This window comes from Massilia sp. ST3, from assembly GCF_018119405.1.
Classification (GTDB): Bacteria; Pseudomonadota; Gammaproteobacteria; order Burkholderiales; family Burkholderiaceae_D; genus Telluria.
Genome location: NZ_JAGPWC010000011.1, coordinates 18,083 through 38,746, shown reverse-complemented (window position 1 = coordinate 38,746; position 20,664 = coordinate 18,083). Strand labels below are relative to the sequence as shown.

13 protein-coding genes are annotated in these 20,664 nt (G+C 67.3%); 4 read left to right on the top strand and 9 right to left on the bottom strand.

What is annotated here, in order from left to right; translation table 11 throughout:
* Positions 1-18 precede the first annotated feature (18 nt).
* The 5 genes from KBW98_RS05565 to KBW98_RS05545 form a co-directional block, all read right to left on the bottom strand.
* Entirely contained in the window at positions 19-891 is an 873-nt protein-coding gene (locus KBW98_RS05565; RefSeq protein ID WP_211519135.1) for a FecR domain-containing protein, read from the bottom strand.
* Positions 857-4,633 carry a filamentous hemagglutinin N-terminal domain-containing protein gene (locus tag KBW98_RS05560; protein ID WP_211519134.1) on the bottom strand — a complete coding sequence of 1,259 codons (3,777 nt, stop codon included), beginning with the start codon at positions 4,631-4,633 and terminating at the stop codon, positions 857-859. Before KBW98_RS05560 ends, KBW98_RS05565 begins: the two co-directional genes overlap by 35 nt.
* Positions 4,634-4,644: 11 nt before the next feature.
* Positions 4,645-6,255 carry a ShlB/FhaC/HecB family hemolysin secretion/activation protein gene (locus KBW98_RS05555; RefSeq protein ID WP_211519133.1) on the bottom strand — a complete coding sequence of 537 codons (1,611 nt, stop codon included), beginning with the start codon at positions 6,253-6,255 and terminating at the stop codon, positions 4,645-4,647.
* Between the two features lie 210 nt (positions 6,256-6,465).
* Positions 6,466-8,742 carry a CHASE2 domain-containing protein gene (locus tag KBW98_RS05550; RefSeq protein WP_211519132.1) on the bottom strand — a complete coding sequence of 759 codons (2,277 nt, stop codon included), beginning with the start codon at positions 8,740-8,742 and terminating at the stop codon, positions 6,466-6,468.
* A gap of 15 nt (positions 8,743-8,757) precedes the next feature.
* Positions 8,758-10,377 (bottom strand): HD family phosphohydrolase, encoded by a 1,620-nt coding sequence (locus tag KBW98_RS05545; protein WP_211519131.1) that lies wholly within the window; start codon positions 10,375-10,377, stop codon positions 8,758-8,760.
* A 179-nt stretch (positions 10,378-10,556) separates the two neighbouring features.
* On the opposite strand from KBW98_RS05545, the gene KBW98_RS05540 reads away from it, so the two are divergent.
* The 4 genes from KBW98_RS05540 to KBW98_RS05525 all read left to right on the top strand — a co-directional run bounded on the left by KBW98_RS05540 (position 10,557) and on the right by KBW98_RS05525 (position 14,598).
* The gene (locus KBW98_RS05540; RefSeq protein ID WP_211519130.1) at positions 10,557-11,468 is read left to right on the top strand and encodes an MBL fold metallo-hydrolase; all 912 of its coding nucleotides are present in this window, start codon (positions 10,557-10,559) and stop codon (positions 11,466-11,468) included.
* Positions 11,465-13,843 (top strand): GspE/PulE family protein, encoded by a 2,379-nt coding sequence (locus KBW98_RS05535; protein WP_211519129.1) that lies wholly within the window; start codon positions 11,465-11,467, stop codon positions 13,841-13,843. The genes KBW98_RS05540 and KBW98_RS05535 overlap by 4 nt, the downstream gene beginning before the upstream one ends.
* A gap of 60 nt (positions 13,844-13,903) precedes the next feature.
* The gene (locus tag KBW98_RS05530) at positions 13,904-14,131 is read left to right on the top strand and encodes a hypothetical protein (protein ID WP_211519128.1); all 228 of its coding nucleotides are present in this window, start codon (positions 13,904-13,906) and stop codon (positions 14,129-14,131) included.
* 227 nt (positions 14,132-14,358) lie between these two features.
* Positions 14,359-14,598: a hypothetical protein gene (locus tag KBW98_RS05525; protein WP_211519127.1), complete on the top strand. Its 240-nt coding sequence runs from the start codon at positions 14,359-14,361 to the stop codon at positions 14,596-14,598.
* A 65-nt stretch (positions 14,599-14,663) separates the two neighbouring features.
* On the opposite strand, the gene pulA is transcribed toward KBW98_RS05525, so the two are convergent.
* The 4 genes from pulA to KBW98_RS05505 form a co-directional block, all read right to left on the bottom strand.
* Positions 14,664-17,774: a pullulanase-type alpha-1,6-glucosidase gene (pulA, locus tag KBW98_RS05520; RefSeq protein WP_211519126.1), complete on the bottom strand. Its 3,111-nt coding sequence runs from the start codon at positions 17,772-17,774 to the stop codon at positions 14,664-14,666.
* 277 nt (positions 17,775-18,051) lie between these two features.
* Entirely contained in the window at positions 18,052-18,837 is a 786-nt protein-coding gene (locus KBW98_RS05515) for an IS1595 family transposase (protein ID WP_211519125.1), read from the bottom strand.
* 136 nt (positions 18,838-18,973) lie between these two features.
* Positions 18,974-19,984 (bottom strand): inorganic phosphate transporter, encoded by a 1,011-nt coding sequence (locus KBW98_RS05510; RefSeq protein WP_211519124.1) that lies wholly within the window; start codon positions 19,982-19,984, stop codon positions 18,974-18,976.
* Between the two features lie 24 nt (positions 19,985-20,008).
* On the bottom strand, positions 20,009-20,635 hold the full coding sequence (locus tag KBW98_RS05505; protein ID WP_211519123.1) for a DUF47 domain-containing protein: 627 nt from the start codon (positions 20,633-20,635) through the stop codon (positions 20,009-20,011).
* Between the last annotated feature and the right edge of the window lie 29 nt (positions 20,636-20,664).

The following is a 20,664-nucleotide window of genomic DNA, read 5'->3' as shown; positions in this document are numbered from 1 at the left end:
GGATGGTGCGGGCGCCGCTCAGCGCACGATGCAGTCGGTCGCGTCGCCCTGTCCCGATCCGTTGCTGGCCGTAGGGCCGCCGCTGCCTGCGTCGAAGGACGGCGGCGGCACGAACTGGATGCCCGGGTTCGAGGGCACGATCACCGGCGGCTGGTTCACGCTCGGCACATAGCCGAACTGGCCTGCCTGGAAGCCCAGCGCGCCGCCATTGTTAGTGACGATGATGGCGCCGTCGGTCACCTGCAGGTGCAGGCCGGGCGGCAGCTTCTGCTGCGGCCCCGGGTTGACCGGGCCATCCGCGCCACGCGCAACCTTGCCCTGCCCGGCGCCGTTCTTGCCGGCCAGGTTCTGCACCATCTCGTCGCTCAGCCCGGGCATGTCCACGCTGTCCACGACCCGCAGGCCGTTCGCGCCCGCCGCCGGCGGCGGCACGTACTGCACCACGAAGGTGGTGCCGCGGATGCCGATGGTCGCAGTCGGGGTCTTGAGCGAGAATTTTTCCTTGTTGCGCTTGCCCATCAGGCCGGTAATCGAGCGCAGGCCGCCCTTTACCAGGCTGTAGCTGGCCTTGTCGTCTTCCGGCTTGTTCTGGTCGAAGGAAAAATCCTCCACCTTGAACGTGGTGCCGGGACGCAGCGTGATCTCGCTGTTGTCGACGAACTTGATCTGGGCGTAGGTATTTTTCTCCGACACCAGGGTGTCGCCGCTCTCGATCTCCGAGCGCAGGGCCAGCACCTTGACGCTGCCGTCGGCCTTCTTGGCCAGCAGCGGGCCGCTCAGGCGCGTGATCATGCCCGCCACCTGCGCCGCCCAGGCCGCGCCGCCGAAGCCGAGCAGCACGGCGAACAGGACAGCCTTAATTGCAGTACAGTTTAGTCGCAGGTTTTTCATTCTTCACTCCAGTGTTCTCCGCGGACGCAGGTCCGGCCAGCTTGTCGCCCTTGTCATCCTTGTCCGGCTGGCCTGCGCCGGTCGCCGCTTGCGCCGCCTGCTTGCCCGGTTCGTCCCGGATCTGGCGGTCGATCAGGTCGAGCACCACGCGCTGGGCCTTGACGACCGGCGCGGTCGGCGAGCCGCCTGCCCCGCCGTTGAGCGGGACGAGGCAGGACGGATGGGACGGGTCGCGCGTGCACAGCGCCGCCACCGGCAGCACCGCCTCGCAACCCGCGGTGAACGGCGAGGCCACGCACTGCGCCACGCCCGGCAGGCGCACTTCGCAGCCTTGCAGCGACGGGCTGCCGATGCATTGCGCCAGGGTCGGCAGCACCACCTCGCAACCCGGCGCGCCCGGCCGGCCGGTGCATTCCGACAGGGTCGGCAGCACACCCGCGCAGACGGCGTCGCTCGGGTCGATCAGGCAGGAATTGAAGGTCACCTGCAGGGTCTGTGCACAGCCTTCGCGTCCCGGGGTCAGCTTGCAGACCTCGATCGGCGGCAGAACCACCGCGCAGTTCGGGCCGGTCGGATCGACCAGGCAGGCCTCGAAAGTGGCGCGCGCGATCACCGGCTCGCAACCCGGCAGCTTGGGATTGGCGCGGCACTGCGCCAGCGACGGCAGGATGGCCGAGCAGTTCGCACCGAGCGGGTTGGCGACGCAGGACTGCAGCGCCGCTTCCAGCACCGGGCCGCAGCCGGCCAGCGCCGGATTGGCCAGGCAGGCGGACAACTGGGGCGGCGGGAGCGGCTCGGGCTCCGGATCGGGGATGGGATCGGGATCAGGCACGGGATCGGGATCGGGTTCCGGTTTGGGGTCCGGTTGCGGCTGGGGCTGGGGCGCGGTGGTGGTCACCTGCAGGCGTTCCGCCGGCACCAGGACGCTGCCCGGCGCGATCGAGGCGCTGCCGCCTTCGAGACTGAGGTTGCCGCTGGTGTTGACACTGGCCGTGTTGCGGATGGTGACCGCGCCGCCGTTGTCGGCGAACAGGCGGATGTTGCCGCTCGTCGACGTCACGCTGCCTTCGATGGTCAGCGGGCTGTGGGTGACCAGGCTGATGTTGCCGCTGCCGGTCTTCACGCCCTGGCCGAAGGATTCGGTGCGCGCCACGGTCAGGCCGCCGGTGCTGTCGATCGAGATCGCGCCGTCGTTGCCGCTGCCGGCCTGCACCACGTCCTTCAGGATCAGTGCGCGGTCGTTGACGATCTTGATCGGCGCGCTGCCGGCCGCCGTGTTGATGGCCGACAGGATGCCGGTGCTGGTCCGCAGCGCGAGGTTGTCGGCGCCGATGCCGCCGCGCGAGGTCAGCGACACGAAGTCCCCCTTGAGGACGCCCCCGCCGCCGATGGAGGCGGCGTCGATCACCACCGCGGTGCCCGATGCCCAGCTGTCGACGGCGAAGGCGCCGCCGGTCAGGTTGAGTTCGACACCGGCCTTCAGGCCGGTCAGGCCGCCGACGGTGCCGACGCGCAGGCTGTCGACCCAGTTGAAGCGGAACAGGTTGCCGGCGGCGAGGCCGGCCAGGGTGCCGACCTTGTTGGCGCCGGGCAGGTAGACCGACTCGGCCTCGATCTTCAGGCTTGGCGCCTTGATCGCGCCCGCCCCGTTGATCAAACCCAGCGCGCTCAGGTCGGCCAGGCTGCCGGCGTCCAGGGTGCCGTTCACGACCAGGCTGTCGCCGGCCGCGAGCTTTATCACGCTCGATCTGAGCGCACCGTCCACGCTCAGTGAGTTGCCGCTCATCTGGATGCCGCCGGCCGCGTCGATCGAACCGCCGCCATGCACCATCACCGCGCCGCCGCCCAGCTTGGGATGCAGGTTGCCGATGAACTGCCTGCCGCTGCCGCTCAGGATGACCGGGGCATTGATGTTGATCACGCCCTGGGTGTCGATCGCCAGGTGGCTGTTCAGGCCCAGCGCATTGTCGATGCTGATCGCGCCCGTGTGGGCGCTGTTGCCGATGTTGATCGAGTAGGCGCCCATCGCGTTCAGCTTGACCGGGTCCAGGGTCAGGACGCTGCCGGTCGCCGTGCCGCGCACGTTGATCGCGGTGGCGTCGTTGTATGTGCTGAAGCTGATGACCGGCAGCGCGCTGCCGACGCCGCCGACGCCGCCGTCGAAGGTCATGCGCTCGGCCTTGAAGTCGATGGTGTTCGCGCTGGCGAGCGTGGCGCCGGCGCTCAGGGTGAAGCTGTTGGCCGCGCGGAAATCGAGATTGCCGCCGGCCTGCAGCGGCGCGTTGACGAAGATGCTGTTGCCCGCCTCGGCGCGCAGGCTGTAGGGCGTGTTCAGGCTTTGCGCGAAGGTCAGGTCGTGCTGGGCCTGGAGCACGATGTCGGCGTTGGTCGCCAGCAGGGTCGTGGCCGAGACCCGGGTCTCGCCGCTGTTCGACCCCATGCCGAACAGCGCGACGTCGGCCGCGCTGGCGTTGCCGTCGGCCGCGACCACGATGTCGTAGGGATCGAGCAGCCAGGTGCCCTTGCGGCCATGGCTGGCGCCGGCATCGACGCGGATGCCGCTCACGTCCAGCTCGTGTCCCGAGGTTTCCACCAGGCCGCCCTTGCCCGCCTGGGCCCCGGTACCGGCGCCGCGCGCCGAGATGCTGCCGTAGGCCGCGGTGGCGCCGTCGGCCCACAGCACGACCTTGCCGCCGTCGCCCTGCCGGGTGGCGTCGGCGCGGATGCTGGCGTCCTTGCCGAACCAGGTCTGGCGCGCGTTGGCCACCAGGGCGTTCTTGCCCTGGTAGTCGCCACCGGCCAGCACGATGCCGCCGCCGAGGCGGCCACTGGCGTCGACCGCCGCGTTGCCGGCCAGGCCAACCCGTTCTCCCAGCAGGTGGATTTCGCCGCCCTTGCCCTCGCCCTTGGCGCTGGTCACGCTGCCGCTGTCGAGCACCGTGTCGCGGCTGGCCTTGAGGACGATCTTGCCGCCGGCGCCGACCACGGCGCTGTCGGCATTGACCGCGCCGCGCTGGTGCACCAGGGCGCCGTAGATGCCGATGCGGCCGCTGTTCGCCACCACCTGGCCCAGGTTGACAGCCTGGTCGGCGGGCGCCGACACCACCACGTGCAGGTCCGGGTTGCTGGAATCGACCAGCTCCACGCTGCGGCCGGCGGCCAGCATCACGTCGCCGTTCGGCGCGCTGATCACGCCGCTGTTCTCGACCTGCGGCGCGACCAGGAAGACCTGGCCGCCGCCCGGGGTCGTGATGGCGCCTTCGTTACGCACCGCCCCAGCCGTGGCCCCCGCCGTGAAGCGGCGCTTGCCGGCCAGGAAGTCGGCGTCGCTCAAGTTCAGGGTCGAGGCCACCAGGCCGTTGACGTCCACGCGCGCGTCGCGGCCGAACAGGATGCCGTTCGGGTTGATCAGGAAGACCTTGCCGTTCGATTGCAGCGCACCCAGGATGCGCGACGGGTCCTGGCCCAGGATGCGGTTGAGCACCGCGCTGTCGCTGCCTTGCTGGACGAAGCGCGTGATCTCGCCTGGATTGACCGAGAAGCTCTGCCAGTTGATGATCGTGCCGGGCGTGTTCGTGATCGAGAACACATTGCCCTGCTGGGCGAAGCTGGCCTGGCCGGCGACGACCTGCGGCAGCGCCGGCGCGGCCTGGGCAGCGTTCAGGCAGACCGCCGCGGCGGCCAGGAAGATGGCGGCCTGCCGGAGCGCCGGAGCGCGGACCTTGAAGAGTGGATTGTTCATCTGGTGTTTCCTTAATAAGCCAGGCCGAGGCGCACGTGCAGCTTGCCGCTGCCCGCGCCCTTCAACACGCCCTCTTTCACGACATGTCCGTAGTCGGCCTGCAGCGAGGCAGAGCTGCCCACCGCGAAGCGCAGGCCCAGGCCGGCGCCGGCGATGGTGGTGCTGGCCAGTTCGCCCGGCAGCGCATGCTTGCGCTTGCCGTAGGCGGTGTCATAGAAGGCGAGCGCGCGGCATTGCCAGCCGGCGCGGCTGCACCAGTTCGGCGTGTACAGTTCCAGGTTGGCGCCCAGGCCCGAATCGGTCGACAGTGCGCGCTCGTCGAAGCCGCGCACCGAGGTCGAGCCGCCGGCGCCGAACTGCTCGCCCGGCACCAGGGCGTCGCCGCTTGCCTGGCCGTTGGCCAGCAGGCGCGCCTGCCAGTCGCTCTCGCCCAGGGCCCGGCTCCAGGCGCCCGAGAAGCGCAGCGCCGTGTAGCCCGCCTTGGCCCCCAGGCGGGCCCGCTGGAAGTCTTCCTTGCCGCCGCGCGAGCCGCCCGGCACATTGCGCAGCAGGGTCAACGCGAAGCTCGCCTCGCCGCCATCGAGCGCCACCCGGCCCGTGTAGCCGATGCTCAGGGGACGCACGGTGACGTCGTTGCCGAAGTTCTCCTGTGCGAACAGCACGCTGTTCTTGTAGGCCTTGACGTCGGCGCCCAGCAGCAGGCGCGCCTCGAAGTCGCGTCCGGCCAGCAGGCTCTTGGGAAGGATCCGGGTATAGCGCGCACCGTAGACGGCGCCGCGGCCGCTCACGGCCAGGTCGAACAGGCCGGCGCTGACGATGCCGGAATCGACGTCGGAATAGCTGGCGTAGAAGTCCAGCGCCGCTCCCTGCGCATACAGGGGGATGTGGTAGCCCAGGCCCCAGACGGCGACCTGGTCGGGCTTCTCCACCGTGGTGGTGTACTGCAGGCTGCCGACATGGTCGAGCCCCCCCAGGTTCGCATGCTGGAGCACCACGCCGGCGTGGGTCTTGCCGGTTTCCTCGCTGCCGGTATTGTCGAGGTTGAGCATCACGCTCCACGGCTTGTCGTCCGCCACCTCGATGCTGGCGTCGACGCTGTCGTCGGCCGCGCCGCTGCCCAGGCTCAGCTTGATCTTCCTGGAGGGGTTCTCGTTGGCCAGCTTGAGGTTGGCCGAGACCTGCTTCAGGTTCGGGGTCTGGCCCGGCACCAGGGCCGGCAGGCTGCGGCGGATGTTGTCTTCGCTGTGGTAGCGGTTGCCGCTCACCTTGACGCTGCCGATCCGGGTCTGCACCACGTTCAGGCGCACCACGCCGCCGTTCAGTTCCTGTTCCGGCAGCTGCACCGTCACCACGTTGTAGCCGTGCGCGTGGTACAACGCCTCGAGCGCCTCCAGGGCGCGCTGGACGTCGCCGAAGTCGCGCTGCGCGCCCACATAGGGCGCCACGGCGCGCTCGACCTCCTTCGGGTCGAGCAGGCTGTTGCCGGCCACGTCGAAGCGGCTGATCTCGAAGCGGACGACGTCATCGGCGGCCGCGGGAGCAGCGGGTTCCTGCGCCCACGCGGCGCTGACGGCGGCGGCAAGCACGGAGCCTGCGAGCAGGCGTGCAAAGCGTTGTTTCATGTTTGACTCTACGAATTGTCGTTCTTATCGGGTGCTGTTGCGGCCGGAGGCAAGCCGTGGGCGCGCCAGGGCATGCATGCGGTATGAGTGTAACCAGCTTTAACTTGCAGCAGAGAAAAAATAGGGTGACAAAAGCAACTTCCCCCACCGGGAGGGGGGCAGGCGCAACCCGAATTGTTGTTCTGATGCAACTTCGCGCGGGCGGTGCGCCTATTTCGTCTCGAAGCTCGTGACGCCGTCCCAATCCGCCCCTGGCGGATAACGGCGGTAGTGGGCGATGCGTTCCAGGTAAAGCGCATACAGGCCGCGCGCGGGATGGGCGGCCTGCAGCGCCTCGAGCGCGGCCTGCGCCGCGTCCCAGTGCTGGCTGCGCACCAGCCGCAGCGCCGCTTCCCAGGCGGCCAGTTCGTCCAGCGCCGCGGGCGCCAGGTCGCCGGCCTTGCCCAGCGGCTCGAAGATGGCGACCGGTTCGTTCTTGCCCTTGACCCGCACCAGGTCCAGTTCGCGCCATACGAATCCGGGCGCCGCCAGGCGGGTCGCCTCGCCCACGGCGATGCCGACGCCATAGACCTTGGTGATGCCTTCCAGGCGCGCCCCCAGGTTCACCGCGTCCCCCATCACCGTGTAGGCCCGGCGGATCGCCGAGCCCATGTCGCCCACGTGCATCAGGCCCGTGTTCAGGCCGATGCCGATCTTCAGTTCCGGCCAGCCGCGCTGCAGGAAGTCGCGGTTCAGCTGTTCGGCGCTGGCCTGCATCAGGAGCGCGGTCGCCACCGCGCGGCTGGCGTGGTCGGGGAAATGCACCGGCGCGCCCCAGAAGGCCATCACGGCGTCGCCGATGTACTTGTCGAGCGTGCCCTGGTGGGCCGAGCGGATGTCCTCGGACATCGCGGTGAGATACAGGTTGATGTACTCGCGCAGCTCCTTCGGGCTCAGGCCCTCCGAGATCGTGGTGAAGCCGCGCACGTCGACGAACATGACGGTGAGCTCGCGGCTTTCTCCGTCCATGTTGTAGGCGGCCGGGTCCTCGGCCATCTTCGCCACCAGCTCGGGCGCCACGTATTCGCCGAAGCGCGAGACCAGCGCCCTGCCCTTGCGGAACTCGAAGAAGTAGCCCCAGGCCAGGTTCAGCACGAACAGGGCGCCGATCAGCAGCAGGCAGATGAAGACATTGAGCACGAAGTCATGCTCGGTATAGACGTAGTAGTTGAACCAGGCGCAGGCCGCGAACACGAGGCCGGCCGCCAGCACCGACCAGGCCGGCGACAGCAGCGCCAGCGCGGCGGTCAAGACCAGGCCGACCACGCCGATCTGGATCGCTTCGACCGTATGCGCCCACCACGGCCGGGTCTTGAAGCGGCCATCCAGCATCGACTTGATCAGGTTGGCGTGCACCTCGACGCCGGGGAAGACCGGATTCACGGGCGTGGCGCGCAGGTCCTGCAGGCCCGGCGCGGTGGTGCCGACCAGGACGATGGTCCCCTCCAACACTTGTTTCGGCACCCGGCCCGCCAGCACGTCGGCGGCCGAGACATAGCGGAAGGCGCCGCCTTCCGGGCCGCCGCTGCCGCGGTACTGCACGGTCACCGTCATCGCTTGGCCGACCGGAAAACCGGTTGCACGCTTGTCGAAGTACATGTCGATGAATTCGACGGTGTCGGTCTCGCGATCGAGCGCGGACAGCGTGTCCACCGTTTCCACGAAGCGCGGCTTGACGGCCGTGGCGTCGACGAAAGCGGCGGCAGTGGCCACCGACAGGGCCGGATAGAAGCCGTCGCCGATGCGAAACATCAACGGGGAGCTGCGCACCAGGCCGTCCGGACCGGGCTCGGTCGTGAAGACGCCGGCGCCTGCCGCCGCCTCCTGCAGGCGCGTGATATTCGCCTCGTAGCCGTCCGCGGCATAGGCCAGCACCGTGCGTCCGTTCAGATAGTCGGTGGTGAACGCGGGTTCGGGCAGGACGCCCTTCTTCTGGTCCGCCGAGAGGTTAAAGCCGAGCACCACCGGCTGGTCCCGCAGGGCCTGGGCGAACAGGCCATCGTAGTCGAGCTGCTCCTTGAGCTGGCCGAGCTCTCGCCCTATCCCGGGCACGTCCTTCAGTTCGCGCTGGGCCAGGCGCTCCAGCACCGCATAGCCGGAACTCAAGTCCGGTTCGGGAAACGAGACGTCGAAACCCACCGCGCCCGCCTCGTAGTGGACGGTCAGCTGGCGCGTCAGCCTGGCCAGCACGTCGCGCGGCCAGGGAAAGCGCCCGATCTCGTTCAGGCTCTTGCCGTCGATATCGACGATGACGATCGAGGGATCGAGCTCGAAGGGCTCGAGGCGCATGCGCAGGTCGGCGATGATCGTGTCCTGGCGCACGATCGTGTGGCTGGTCCAGAAGTCCAGCGGGTAGAGCACCGCGATCACGGTGAGCAGCATCCCGAGCGCCCAGCGCGCGCCGTATTTCGACCACGCGCGGCCGAATGCCTGCCGGATGCGTCCCATGCCTGGCTCCGGAATTTATGGCCGGTAGCCAGGGATGGCCGCCTCGTCGACCTCGTCGATCTGGGACGGATCGAGGTTCTTGCGCGCGAATTCCAGGTAGACCTTCTGGCGCACGAAGACGTCGAACAGGTCCGGATCGATGTGACCGTTGAGCGCGAACTTGCCCAGGATGTGCAGCGACTCCGACAGGGTCTTGCCCTTCTTGTAGGGGCGGTCGCGCGCCGTGAGGGCCTCGAAGATGTCGGCGATGGCCATGATGCGCGCCTGGACCGACATCTGCTCGCGCGTGAGGCCGCGCGGATAGCCCTTCCCGTCCATGCGCTCGTGGTGGCCGCCGGCGTATTCCGGCACGTTCTTGAGGTGCTTCGGCCAGGGCAGCGATTCCAGCATGCGGATCGTCACCACGATGTGGTTGTTGATGATCTTGCGCTCTTCCTCGGTCAGGGTGCCGAAGCGCACGGTCAGGTTCAGCACTTCCTCGGCGCTGAGGAAATCCTCTTCCCGGCCGCTTGGGCCGGTCCAGCGGGTGCGCGCGATCAGGCGCACGCGTTCCTGGTCTTCCGGCGACATGCCCTCGCCGCCGATGTTGGCGCGGCGCAGGAAGTCGCGGTCGGCCTTGATGCGCGCCTGCTCGGACTGCAGGCGGTCCTCGATGGCGGCGCGGTTGGCGTCCGGCGCGAGCTGGGCGCGCAGGGCGCGGATCTCGCTGTCGCGCAGCAGCACCTCGAAGCGCGTGTCGATCATGTGGATGCGGTCGAAGATGGTCTGCAGCTTGGTCGCCTTGTCCACCACGTGCACCGGGGTCGTGATCTTGCCGCAGTCGTGCAGCAGGCCGGCCAGCCACAGCTCGCGGCGGTCGCCTTCGTTCATGCTGAACCCCGCCAGCGGGCCCTCGCTCGAGGCGTGCGCCGCTTCGGCCAGCATCATGGTCAGCTCGGGCACGAACTGGCAGTGGCGGCCGGTATACGGCGATTTTTCGTCGATGCCGATGTTGATCAGGTTGACCAGGGCTTCGAGCAGGCCTTCGAGCTGCTTGACCAGCTGCTGATTGGTCAGCGCCACCGCCGCCTGGGCCGCCAGGGCCTCGATGAAGCGCTGGTCGGTCTGGGTGAAGGCGCGGATCGCGCCGGTCTCGGGATCCTTGGCGTTGATCAGCTGGAGCACGCCCACCAGTTCGCCCTCGTGGTCGGCCATCGGCACCGTCAGGAAGGAGCGCGAGTGGTAGCCGAAGGCGGCGTCGAAGGCGCGCATGCCCGAGAAATTGAAGACGTCCGCCTTGTACACGTCCTCGATGTTGACCGACTGGTTGAAGTTGGCCGCATAGGCCGCGACCGAGGCCAGGTTCTTGTTGCCGTAGTTGTCATAGAGCGGCACCGGCTGGATGTCGATCGCCTTGCCGCTGACGCCGCCCTGGTAGATGCCGAGGGTGTCGTTGATCGAGATGTGGAAGCACAGGTGCGCGCCGTCCTCGCTCGGGCGGTACAAGGTACCGCCGTCGGCGTCGGTCATCTGCTTGGCCACGCGCACGATGCGGTCGAGCAGCGCTGCGGTGTCGCGGTTGTCGCCCAGCGCCACGCTGAGCTCGGTCAGCTGGTGCAGGCGTTGCGCGATTTGGGAGGGGTTCAGCTCTTCCATGGTCAAGCGGGCAATTTGAATTGCAAATGGGTAATTCGGTGTGAGTGTAGCTTTGTTACGCCTGGCTGACCACAGTTTCCGGTGAGAATCTGCGATTTTTGGAGCCATGGGGACACAAACCCGCTATCATCGAACCTGTTTCTACAACAACAAAGACTAGTTTTGGCTGGGGAGTCCTGATGAAATTCCGCTTCTGGGGAGTGCGGGGGTCGATCCCGTCTCCGGGTCCGCGCACCGCGCGCTACGGCGGCAACACGACCTGCATCGAAGTGCGCACCGACGACGGAACCCTGATCGTCCTGGATGGCGGCACGGGCCTGTTCCCGCTGGCCCAGCACCTGCTGGCCGGCATGCCGCACCCTGGCGGCATCCAGGCCAACATCCTCATCACGCACAGCCACTGGGACCACATCCACGGCCTGCCCTTCTTCACGCCCCTGTTCATCAAGGGCAGCCGGGTGCGCCTGCACGGCGCCTACGACCCGGTCACCGGCAAGGGCATCGAGCACGTGATGGGCGTGCAGCTGCAGAACAGCTACTTCCCGGTGAGCGAAACCCAGATGGACGCCACCATCGAATACCGCACCCTCGAGATCGGGCAGGCCATCGAGGTGGGCGACGCTCGGGTCTCGAACGTGCTGATGAACCACCCGATCACCAACCTCGGCTACCGCATCGAATGCGGCGGCAAATCGGTGTTCTTCACGGGCGACCACGAGCCCTGGCACAACCCGCATGCGCCGGGCAGCCTCGAGCACGCCGGCTTCGAGGAGCACCTGGCCGAGCGCCAGCGCCAGATCGACGCCGCCATGCGCGGCGTCGACGCCCTGATCGTCGACTGCTCCTACACGCGAGAGGAATACCCGTCCAAGCTGGGCTGGGGCCACGGCACCTTCGACGCCGCGTTCGAGATGGCGTTGCGGGTCGGCGCACGCGCGCTATACTGCACCCATCACGAACCCACCCGCAGCGACGACGAACTCGAAGCCGCGTTCGCCGGCGTGCTGGCCCGCTACGGCGCCCGCGACGGCCGCCTGGGCGAGCTGCGGATCCACCTGGCCTACGAAGGACTCGAAGTCACACTGCGATGAACCACGACGGCGGCACTCCCGGCTCCTATCCCGCAATCGAGCGCCGCGCCGGCGCCGGCGACGCCGAGCGGCGCCTGGCCTTCCTGGCCAAACTGCAGAGCATCACCACCAAGATCCACGCCACCGCCAACCTGGACGAGATCATGCTCGACCTGGGCATGGACTTCTGCGACCTGTTCCACTGCGACCGCTTCACCCTGTACGCGGTGGCGCCGGACAAGGAGACCATCGTCTCCAAGGTCAAGACCGGCCTGACGTCCTTCCGCGACCTGCGCCTGCCGATCGGCGCCAGCTCGGTGGCCGGCTTCGCCGCCCTGTCGCGCCAGACGGTGGCGATCGCCGACGTCTACGACGAGGAAGAGCTGCGCCGCCTGTCGCCCGAACTGCATTTCCAGCGCGGGGTCGACCAGCGCACCGGCTACCGCACCCGCGAGATGCTGGCCGCGCCCCTGGTGACGAACGGCGGCGAGCTGCTGGGCGTGGTCCAGTTCATCAACCACCGCGACGGCGGGCCCTTCCCCGCGCTCTACCTGGACGGCGTGCGCCGCCTGTGCGAAACCCTGGCGGTGGCGCTCGACAAGCGCATCAAGCCCCAGCCGCTCCGGGGCAAGTACGACGTCCTGGTGCAGGAGGCGGTCCTGTCCGCCGCCGAGCTGGAGCAGGCCAGCCGCAACGCGCGCGACCGCGACCTCGACATCGAGGATGTGCTGACCGAACAGCTGCGCGTGCGCCGCCCCGCCATCGGCGCGGCGCTGGCGGGCTTCTACGGCGTGCCCTACGAGCCCTTCCGCGCCGACCGGCTCAAGCCGGTCGAGCTGCTGCGCAACATCAAGCCCCAGTACGTCGAGGAGAACGGCTGGCTGCCGCTGGAGGACGGGCGCGACGGCCTGGTGGTGCTGGCGCTCGACCCCGAGCGCACCGGCGCCTCGCGCATCGTGTCCCAGCTCTTTCCCAAGGCCAAGGTCAGCTGGCGCGTCACCACCCGCCAGGAGTTCCGCCAGACCGCCGACCAGTTCTTCGGCGCCGGCCCGAGCAGCGGCGAGTCGGTGGGCGAGCTGCTCTCGGGCCTGGAAGACGACGAGGACGGCGAAGGCCCCTCGGAGGTCTCGGAAGCGGTCGAGAACGAGCTGGTCAAGCTGCTCAACAAAGTGATCGTGGACGCCTACCGCCAGGGCGTGTCGGACATCCACATCGAGCCCCAGCCCGGCAAGGGCAAGACCGGCATCCGCTTCCGCAAGGACGGCGTGCTGGTGCCCTATATCGAGATCCCGTCGAGCTACCGCAACGCCCTGGTGGCGCGCGTCAAGATCATGTGCGACCTCGATATCTCCGAGCGCCGCAAGCCGCAGGACGGCAAGATCAAGTTCCGCAAGTACGGCCCGCTCGACATCGAGCTGCGCGTGGCCACCATCCCGTCCAGCGGCGGGGTCGAGGACGTGGTGATGCGCATCCTGCAGGCGGGCGAACCGATCCCGCTCGAACAGCTGGGCATCCTGCCGGCCAACCTGGAGCGCCTGCGCCCGGCCATCGAGAAGCCCTACGGCCTGTTTTTCGTGTGCGGCCCGACCGGCTCGGGCAAGACCACCACCCTGCACTCGATCCTGGCCCACCTGAACACGCCCGAGACCAAGATCTGGACCGCGGAAGATCCGGTCGAGATCACCCAGAAGGGCCTGCGCCAGGTGCAGGTGAACCGCAAGGCGGGCCTGGACTTCGCCACCGTGATGCGCGCCTTCCTGCGCGCCGACCCGGACGTGATCATGGTCGGCGAGATGCGCGACCGCGAGACGGTCGGCACCGCGATCGAGGCCTCGCTCACCGGCCACCTGGTGCTGGCCACCCTGCATACCAACAGCGCACCCGAATCGATCGTGCGTCTGATGGACATGGGCATGGACCCGTTCAACTTCGCCGACGCCCTGCTCGGCGTGCTGGCCCAGCGCCTGGCCCGGCGCCTGTGCACGGCCTGCCGCCAGCCCTACCATCCGGGAGAGGACGAAATCGCCGATTTGCTATCCGAGTACTGCGAGGACCTGTCAAATACAACAGGTTTCCTCGAGGACCCGGAAGCGGCGCGTGCCGGCATATTGGCCGGATGGCGCGCCCGCCACGCCGACCCCGATGGCCGCTTCACCCTCTACCGCGCGGCCGGCTGCGAGGCCTGCACCAAGGGCTACCGGGGCCGCGTGGGCCTGCACGAGCTGATGCTGGGTACCGACGCCCTCAAGCGCCTGATCGTCGAACACGCGCGCGTGGCCGCGCTGCTGTCCGCGGCGCTCGAAGACGGGATGCGGACCCTGAAAATGGACGGCATCGAGAAGGTACTTTCCGGTTTGACTGATATTAAAATGGTACGCGCCGTGTGCATCAGATGACGGGAAGATGCAGGCAGCATACATTCATTTAACCGGAGTTAAATCTCAATGAAAATCACAATGATGCTCGTTGGCGCCTGCATGCTGCTGGCAGGCTGCGCCTCCACCGCTGTCGACAAGCAGCCCGGCAAGAAAGTGGCCTACGAGGAGCGCTACGTCCCGACCGGCACCCTGTTCTCGAACAAGGATCCGAAACGCACCGACCGCACCCGAATCACCAACGGTGGCGAACTGGAGGAAATGGTCCGCAACGGTGGCGGGGTCATCAACCCGGGCGCCAAGATGTAGGCTGCACAGGCCATGGTGCGAGGGCCGGAGACGCGCTGCGTTCACGGCCCTTTTTCTTTGGCGCCGTCTTCATCGGAGCGGGAAGAGCAAGGTCCGCGATATGCCCGTCCGAAAAGCGACAATTGGTGACACCGGACTGCACTTCGCCGCATTAGAATGACAGGCGTTGTTCGCATCAGTTGAACGAGAATGCGCGCAACATACATACATTTAACCCGGAGCTCACAATGAAGACCATCCTGATGGCCCTTGGCTCGCTGGCGCTGCTCGCCGGCTGCGCCGCCACCCCCACCGAATCCAAGCCCGGCGAGAAGGTCGCCTACGAGGACCGCTACGTCCCGACCGGCACGCTCTTCTCCAAGAAGGATCCGAAGCGCACCGACCGCACCAAGGTCACCAGCGGCGAAGACCTGGAGAACATGGTGCGCCAGAGCGGCTCCGTGCTCGATCCGAACGCGCGGATGTAATCCGCGGGCGCATGCCGGCAAGGGCCGTGAACGCAGCGCGTTCACGGCCCTTTTGCTTTACCCCCTTACTCCACGAAGACCGCCGCGGTACGCGCCGGAATCATGAAGCTGCCATTGGCCGGCTCGTAGGACGAAGCCCGCACCACCGCGTCATCCGACTTGCGCTGCAGCTTGTGCAGCGACAGCTTGCGCCCCTTCAGCTCGGGAATGGCGATGGTCTTGGCCGCCTTGTCGACGTTAAACAGCACCACCACGCTGCGGTACTGTGCGTCGCGGTAGCGGTAAGGCTGCTCGCCGTCGATGCGCATCACTACCAGGCCGGGCTGCTGGTCCGGGCCGGTGTTGAAGAAGCGCAGGCGCTCGCTCACGTCCTGGGCGCTGCGCAGGCGGAACAGGCTGCTGTCCTTGCGGATCGCCAGGAATTCCTCGAACACCGCCTTGGCCGACTGGATCGCGCGGCTGTCCGGCTTGATGAGGGGATTGGCCAGCACCGGCTGCATCACCCACCAGTTGTCGCGGTTGACCCCGGCCATCGGCAAGCCGACGCCGAAGTTGTTCGACGCGTAGCTGTAGTCCAGGCGGTTGAACCAGTCGCCCGCGTTGTAGCTGTCGCGGTCGAGCGACTTGGAGCGCAGGATCTCCTGGCCCGCGTGGATGAAGGGCACGCCCTGCGACAGCAGCACGATGGCCGCGCCCAGGTTCTGCACCCGCACACGGTCGGCCACGCTGGTCTGCTGCGGCAGGCGCAAGGCGTTGATGTCGAACAGGGTCTGGTTATCGTGCGCCTCGATGTAGTTGATGGTCTCTGCCGGCGCGGCCGCGAAGCCGGCCTGCTGGCCGAAGTAGTCGATCTGGGCATTGCTGCGCAGCGAACCGAAACGGTCGACGAAACGGTAGTCGCGCAAGGTGCCGGACAGGCCCACGCGCACCAGGTCGGCCAGGCGCAACGCATCGTCCTTCGACTGGCTGGCCTGCCCGTTCGGGTCGTACCACACGCCGTTGATGAAGCCCTGCTGGCTCACCAGGTTGGCGCCGCCGTCGCAGCAGCCGCCGCCACGCACCGTGTCGCGCAGGCGGTCGTTGAAGGAGCCGATGCCGCTGCCGAACATGTTGGCCTGGCGCGCCTGCACGAAGCGCGCGTCGTTGCCCACCGTGCCGAAGTTCCAGGCTTCGCCGTAGAGGTAGATCTCGCGGCCGGCGGCGCGGTTCACTTCCACCTGCAGGCGCTTCATCAGGTCGAGCGGCGCGAAGCCCATGATGTCGAAGCGGAAGCTGTCGACCTGGTAGTGCTTCGCCCACAGCGCCACCGAGTCGATCATCAGCTTGCCCATCATCGCGTTCTCGGCCGCGGTGTCGGCGCAGCAGCTGTCGTTCAGGATGGCGCCGTTGTTGTTCAGGCGGTAGTAATAGGCCGGGACGATCTTGTCCAGCACCGAGGTCGGTCCCTGCTGCGATCCGCTGGTGTGGTTGAACACCACGTCCATGGTCACGCGCAGCCCGGTTTCGTGCAGGGACTGCACCATCGAACGGAACTCGCGCACGCGGGTGGCGCCGTCGTTGGCGTTGGTCGCATAGCTGCCGTCCGGCGCGTTGTAGTGGACCGGGTCGTAGCCCCAGTTGAAGCAGTCGCTGTCGCGCACCGCGTCCACCGCCGCCTGCTGGCTTTCGGAATCCGGGGCCGCGTTGGGGATGGAAGGCGTCGTGCAGCCGGTTTCGTCGACGCTGGCGATGTCGAACACCGGCAGCAGGTGCACGTGGCTCAGGCCCGCCTTCTGCAGCGATTTCAGGTGGCGCATGCCGTTCGAGTCGCGGTCGGCGAAGGCCAGGTACTTGCCGCGGTGGGCGCTCGGTACGGTCTCGTCGCCGGCGCTGAAGTCGCGCACGTGCAGCTCGTACAGCGAGATGTCGGCCGGGTGCTCGAGTCTGGGGCTGCGCTGGTCGTCCCAGCCGGCCGGCTTGAGCGCGCGGCTATCGAGATCGGCGACGAAGCTGCGGCGGCCGTTGGCGTTCAGGCTGACCGAATACGGGTCGGTCACCGTATTGGTGACCACCGTGTTGTTCGCCCAGCGCGACAGCACCTTGACGGTGTAGGTGTACCAGGCGCGGTTGGTCCAGGCCGCGCTCGGAGCGGTATAGGTCCACACGCCGCTGGCGGCGTCGCGCGCCATCGGAACCTGGGTGGCCGCGGGCGAGCTGGCGTCCGGATAGATATCGAGGGCCACCGAGCGCGCGGTCGGCGCCCACACGCGGAAGGTCGGCACGCCGGCGCGGTCGAAGGAAACGCCCAGCTGGGCGTTGACGGCCTTGGCCGCGAAGACCTCGTCGAGCATGCCGGCGTTCTGCAGCGAGGTCACCTGCACCAGGCGGCCGTCCCCGCCGAACTGGGCGATCGCGAACTGGGCGCTGGCCAAGCCGGCAGCCTGGGCAGCGTCGGAGGTCGACAGCTCGAGGCCGGTCGCGCCGGCCAGGTGCGGGAATTTCTGGCGCAGGACGTGCGGCAGATTCGACGGCAGGAGCGCGAAACTGCCGTCGGCGCCGGTCACGCCCTCGGTGCTCGAACCCAGGCCCCCTTCCCTCGCGTAGTACAGGCGGTAGCTGCCGGCGGCGGGCACGCCCGGCCAGGCCAGGTGGCGCGCCGACAGCCAGTGGGCGCTGGCGTTCGACAGGTTGCCCAGGCTGATCGCCGGGGCGCTGCTGTAGATGGTGCAGTCGCCTTCCAGCAGCCAGATCTCCTGCCCCTTCGTGTAGACGTCGGCATTCAGGGTGGCGCCCTGGTCGGCGCCGCAGTTCTTGGTGCCGTTGCCGTCCGTGACCAGGAACCAGAGCGCGCTCTTGCCTGCAGCCAGCGGGATGTCGACGTAGCCGCCGAAGCCGTCGGTCTTGGTGAACATGAAGCGGTCGGTGATCCAGGCCGAACTCGGGTTCTGCGGGCCGTCCCAGGAATACACGCCCCACTGGGCGGTGTCGCCCTGGACCCGGCGGAAGTGGATGCGGATGCTGCCCGGCGCCACGGCCTCGGCGGCCGCGACCGCCGTGGTGGCGCTCAGGCTGCGGTTGGCCGACATGCCGGCTGTGCCCGGCTCTGCGCCGCCGCCGCAGGCGCTTAATAGTCCTCCTGCGGCGAGCACGGCCGCGAGTACGCGCAGCCGTGAAGTGAAACTACGTCCGTTCGACATTGTGTCTCCTGTTTGTTTTTGTTTGCGCTGCCTTCATTGTGAGGCTTTGGTACCGGCGGCAGCGGTGGCCAGCGGCTACTGTGTAATATTACTACTAGCGTTAGCAAAAATGTAAATGGAGTGTGTATGCGAACGACAACACGATCGTAGGGTCGGCAGATTTCCTGCCGACGCGTTCAGGCAGCAGCGTCAAAGCCGATACGCAGTTCAGATGACGGTTGAACGCGTCGGCGGCGAAGCTGCCAACCCTACGCGCAAAAAAAAGGCGCTGTGCCCGTTACGTGTTGAAGACGCCAATCGCCGTGCGCAAGAACTGCTCCGGCGTGGCGATGCGGGCTCCATCCAGCGCCCATTGCCAGCCCAGGTAAGCCGGGTGGCCATCGGTCACCAGCAGGACATCGGGGTCGAGCACAGGGAGCAGATGCAGGTGCAATTGATCCTTGGTGAAGGCGCCACGTCCGGTAATAAAATCGTGGGTGCCGCCGGTGCGGTCGCGGGCGACCAGCACGCACACGTGCTCGCGCGAGATGCCGCGGGTCGAGGCGACGCCACCCCGGCGCCGCGCCGGCCGGTCGAGCTTGCGCGATCCCTTCTGCGATTCCAGCAGGAACAGCTCGTCGGCTTCGGCAATGCCTGCCAGCCGCTGCGGACGGTCATGCTTGGCGAGTGCGAGAAAGCGGTGGCGCCAGCGGAAGCTGGTGTTGCGGTGGACCTCGACCGCCTTGGCGCTTGCCCGTACGCTTTTAGCGTCGAGCATCTTACCGAGGCAGTCGAGCCACTTGGCGCGGTGGCGCAGTCGGGACAAGGGTGTGCCGCTCAAGGCCGTGAAGGTCTTGCCGCAGGCGCGGCAACGGTAGCGCTGCAGCCCCCGGCTGTGACCGTGCCGGTAGGAGCGCCGCGCCTGACATAATGGACAGCAGGGATCTGGGTCCGCTCCCGCAATCGCCTCGCACACCCGGTCCATCCCGACGGCTGGCCGCAAGCCGTCCATCAGCTGGAGACGCTGGCGCCTGGTTAGTACGGAAACTTGCCTCAGCCATCTGGCAAAGCGCTGCTTTTCCATCGCCGCTCCGCTGGTCCGTGAGATCACGGTTGGACTGCGATGGAACCCGACAGTTCAAATTCCACACGCAGCGGTGACAGCGCAAAAAAAAAGCGGAGCCTTAGCTCCGCTTTTTTTTGCGCCATTCAGGCAGGCATTACATGATGTGGGTGCCGATCCACCAGGCCACCGCCGCCATGAAGGCCGACGCCGGGATGGTGAAGATCCAGGCCCAGACGATGTTGCCGGCCACGCCCCAGCGCACGGCCGAGGCCTTTTGCGAGGCGCCCACGCCGACGATCGCGCCGGTGATGGTGTGGGTGGTCGAGACCGGGATGCCCCAGAAGCTCGCCATCAGGAGGGTCATGGCGCCGCCGGTCTCCGCGCAGAAGCCGCCGACGGGCTTGAGCTTGGTGATCTTCTGGCCCATGGTCTTGACGATGCGCCAGCCGCCGAACAGCGTACCGAAGCTGATCGCCGCGTAGCACGAGATGATGACCCAGGTCGGCGGCAGCGCATCGGTCGGGCTGGTGTAGCCGGCCGCGATCAGGAGCATCCAGATGATGCCCATGGTCTTCTGCGCGTCGTTGCCGCCGTGGCCCAGCGAGTAGCCGGCCGCCGAGGCCAGCTGCAGGCGGCGGAACCAGACGTCGACCTTGCGCGGGGTGGACTTCACGAAGATCCACGACACCATCAGCATGATGACCGAACCGAGCACGAAGCCCAGCAGCGGCGCCAGCACGATGAACATGACGGTCTTGATCAGGCCTGCCGAGATCAGCGCGCCGGTGCCCGACTTGGCCACCGCGGCGCCTACCAGGCCGCCGATCAGCGCGTGCGACGAGGAGGAGGGAATGCCGTAGTACCAGGTGATGATGTTCCAGACGATGGCCCCGACCAGGGCCCCGAAGATCACGTAGTGGTCGACCACGTGCGGGTCGATGGTCCCCTTGCCGATCGTCTGCGCCACCTTCATGCTCACCACGAAGATCGCGATGAAGTTGAAGAAGGCGGCCATGGCCACGGCGGTCTGGGGCTTCAGGACGCCGGTCGACACGACGGTCGCGATGGCGTTGGCCGAATCGTGGAAGCCGTTCATGAAGTCGAACACCAGCGCCAGCAGCACCAGCATGCCCAGCACGTAAATGCTGATGTGTAGAGTTTCCATAGTTATTCTTGTTCTGTGGCCGCGTTATGCGTTCTCGACGATGATGCCTTCGATGATGTTGGCGACGTCTTCGCAGCGGTCGGTGACCGTCTCGAGGATCTCGTAGATGGCTTTCATCTTGATCAGGTTGCGCACGTCCGGTTCGTCGCGGAACAGCTTGGACATGGCGGCGCGCATCACGTGGTCGGCGTCCGACTCGAAGCGGTCGATCTCTTCGCAGATGGCGACGATCTTCTGGGCATTGCCCATGTCGTGCAGCAGGCCGACGGCCTCCTGGACCTTCAGGCAGCACGACAGGCACAGTTCGGCCAGGCGCTTGGCTTCCGGGGTCACGGCGTGCAGGTCGTACAGCGAAATGGTCTGGGCCGCGTCTTCCATCATGTCGAGGATGTCGTCCATGCGGGTGATCAGCTTGTGGATGTCGTCGCGGTCGAGCGGGGTGATGAAGGTCTTGTGCAGCAGGTCGACGCAGGCGTAGGTGATCTTGTCAGCCTGTTTCTCGATGCTTTCCACGGCGTGGGTGCGGGTTTCCAGGTCGTCGAAGTTGGTCATCAGGCCAACCATTTCTTGCGCACCCTTTACGCACAGCGCGGCGTGCTGGTTGAAAAGATCGAAAAACTTGCCCTCCGTGGGCATGAGGCGTCCAAACATATTGTTCTCCGTTGTGAATCTCTTGGGAC

Coding starts and splice junctions, on each gene's coding strand:
- KBW98_RS05565 (WP_211519135.1), bottom strand. CDS start 891: ATGAAAAACCTGCGACTAAACTGTACTGCAATTAAGGCTGTCCTGTTC.
- KBW98_RS05560 (WP_211519134.1), bottom strand. CDS start 4,633: ATGAACAATCCACTCTTCAAGGTCCGCGCTCCGGCGCTCCGGCAGGCC.
- KBW98_RS05555 (WP_211519133.1), bottom strand. CDS start 6,255: ATGAAACAACGCTTTGCACGCCTGCTCGCAGGCTCCGTGCTTGCCGCC.
- KBW98_RS05550 (WP_211519132.1), bottom strand. CDS start 8,742: ATGGGACGCATCCGGCAGGCATTCGGCCGCGCGTGGTCGAAATACGGC.
- KBW98_RS05545 (WP_211519131.1), bottom strand. CDS start 10,377: ATGGAAGAGCTGAACCCCTCCCAAATCGCGCAACGCCTGCACCAGCTG.
- KBW98_RS05540 (WP_211519130.1), top strand. CDS start 10,557: ATGAAATTCCGCTTCTGGGGAGTGCGGGGGTCGATCCCGTCTCCGGGT.
- KBW98_RS05535 (WP_211519129.1), top strand. CDS start 11,465: ATGAACCACGACGGCGGCACTCCCGGCTCCTATCCCGCAATCGAGCGC.
- KBW98_RS05530 (WP_211519128.1), top strand. CDS start 13,904: ATGATGCTCGTTGGCGCCTGCATGCTGCTGGCAGGCTGCGCCTCCACC.
- KBW98_RS05525 (WP_211519127.1), top strand. CDS start 14,359: ATGAAGACCATCCTGATGGCCCTTGGCTCGCTGGCGCTGCTCGCCGGC.
- pulA (WP_211519126.1), bottom strand. CDS start 17,774: ATGTCGAACGGACGTAGTTTCACTTCACGGCTGCGCGTACTCGCGGCC.
- KBW98_RS05515 (WP_211519125.1), bottom strand. CDS start 18,837: ATGGAAAAGCAGCGCTTTGCCAGATGGCTGAGGCAAGTTTCCGTACTA.
- KBW98_RS05510 (WP_211519124.1), bottom strand. CDS start 19,984: ATGGAAACTCTACACATCAGCATTTACGTGCTGGGCATGCTGGTGCTG.
- KBW98_RS05505 (WP_211519123.1), bottom strand. CDS start 20,635: ATGTTTGGACGCCTCATGCCCACGGAGGGCAAGTTTTTCGATCTTTTC.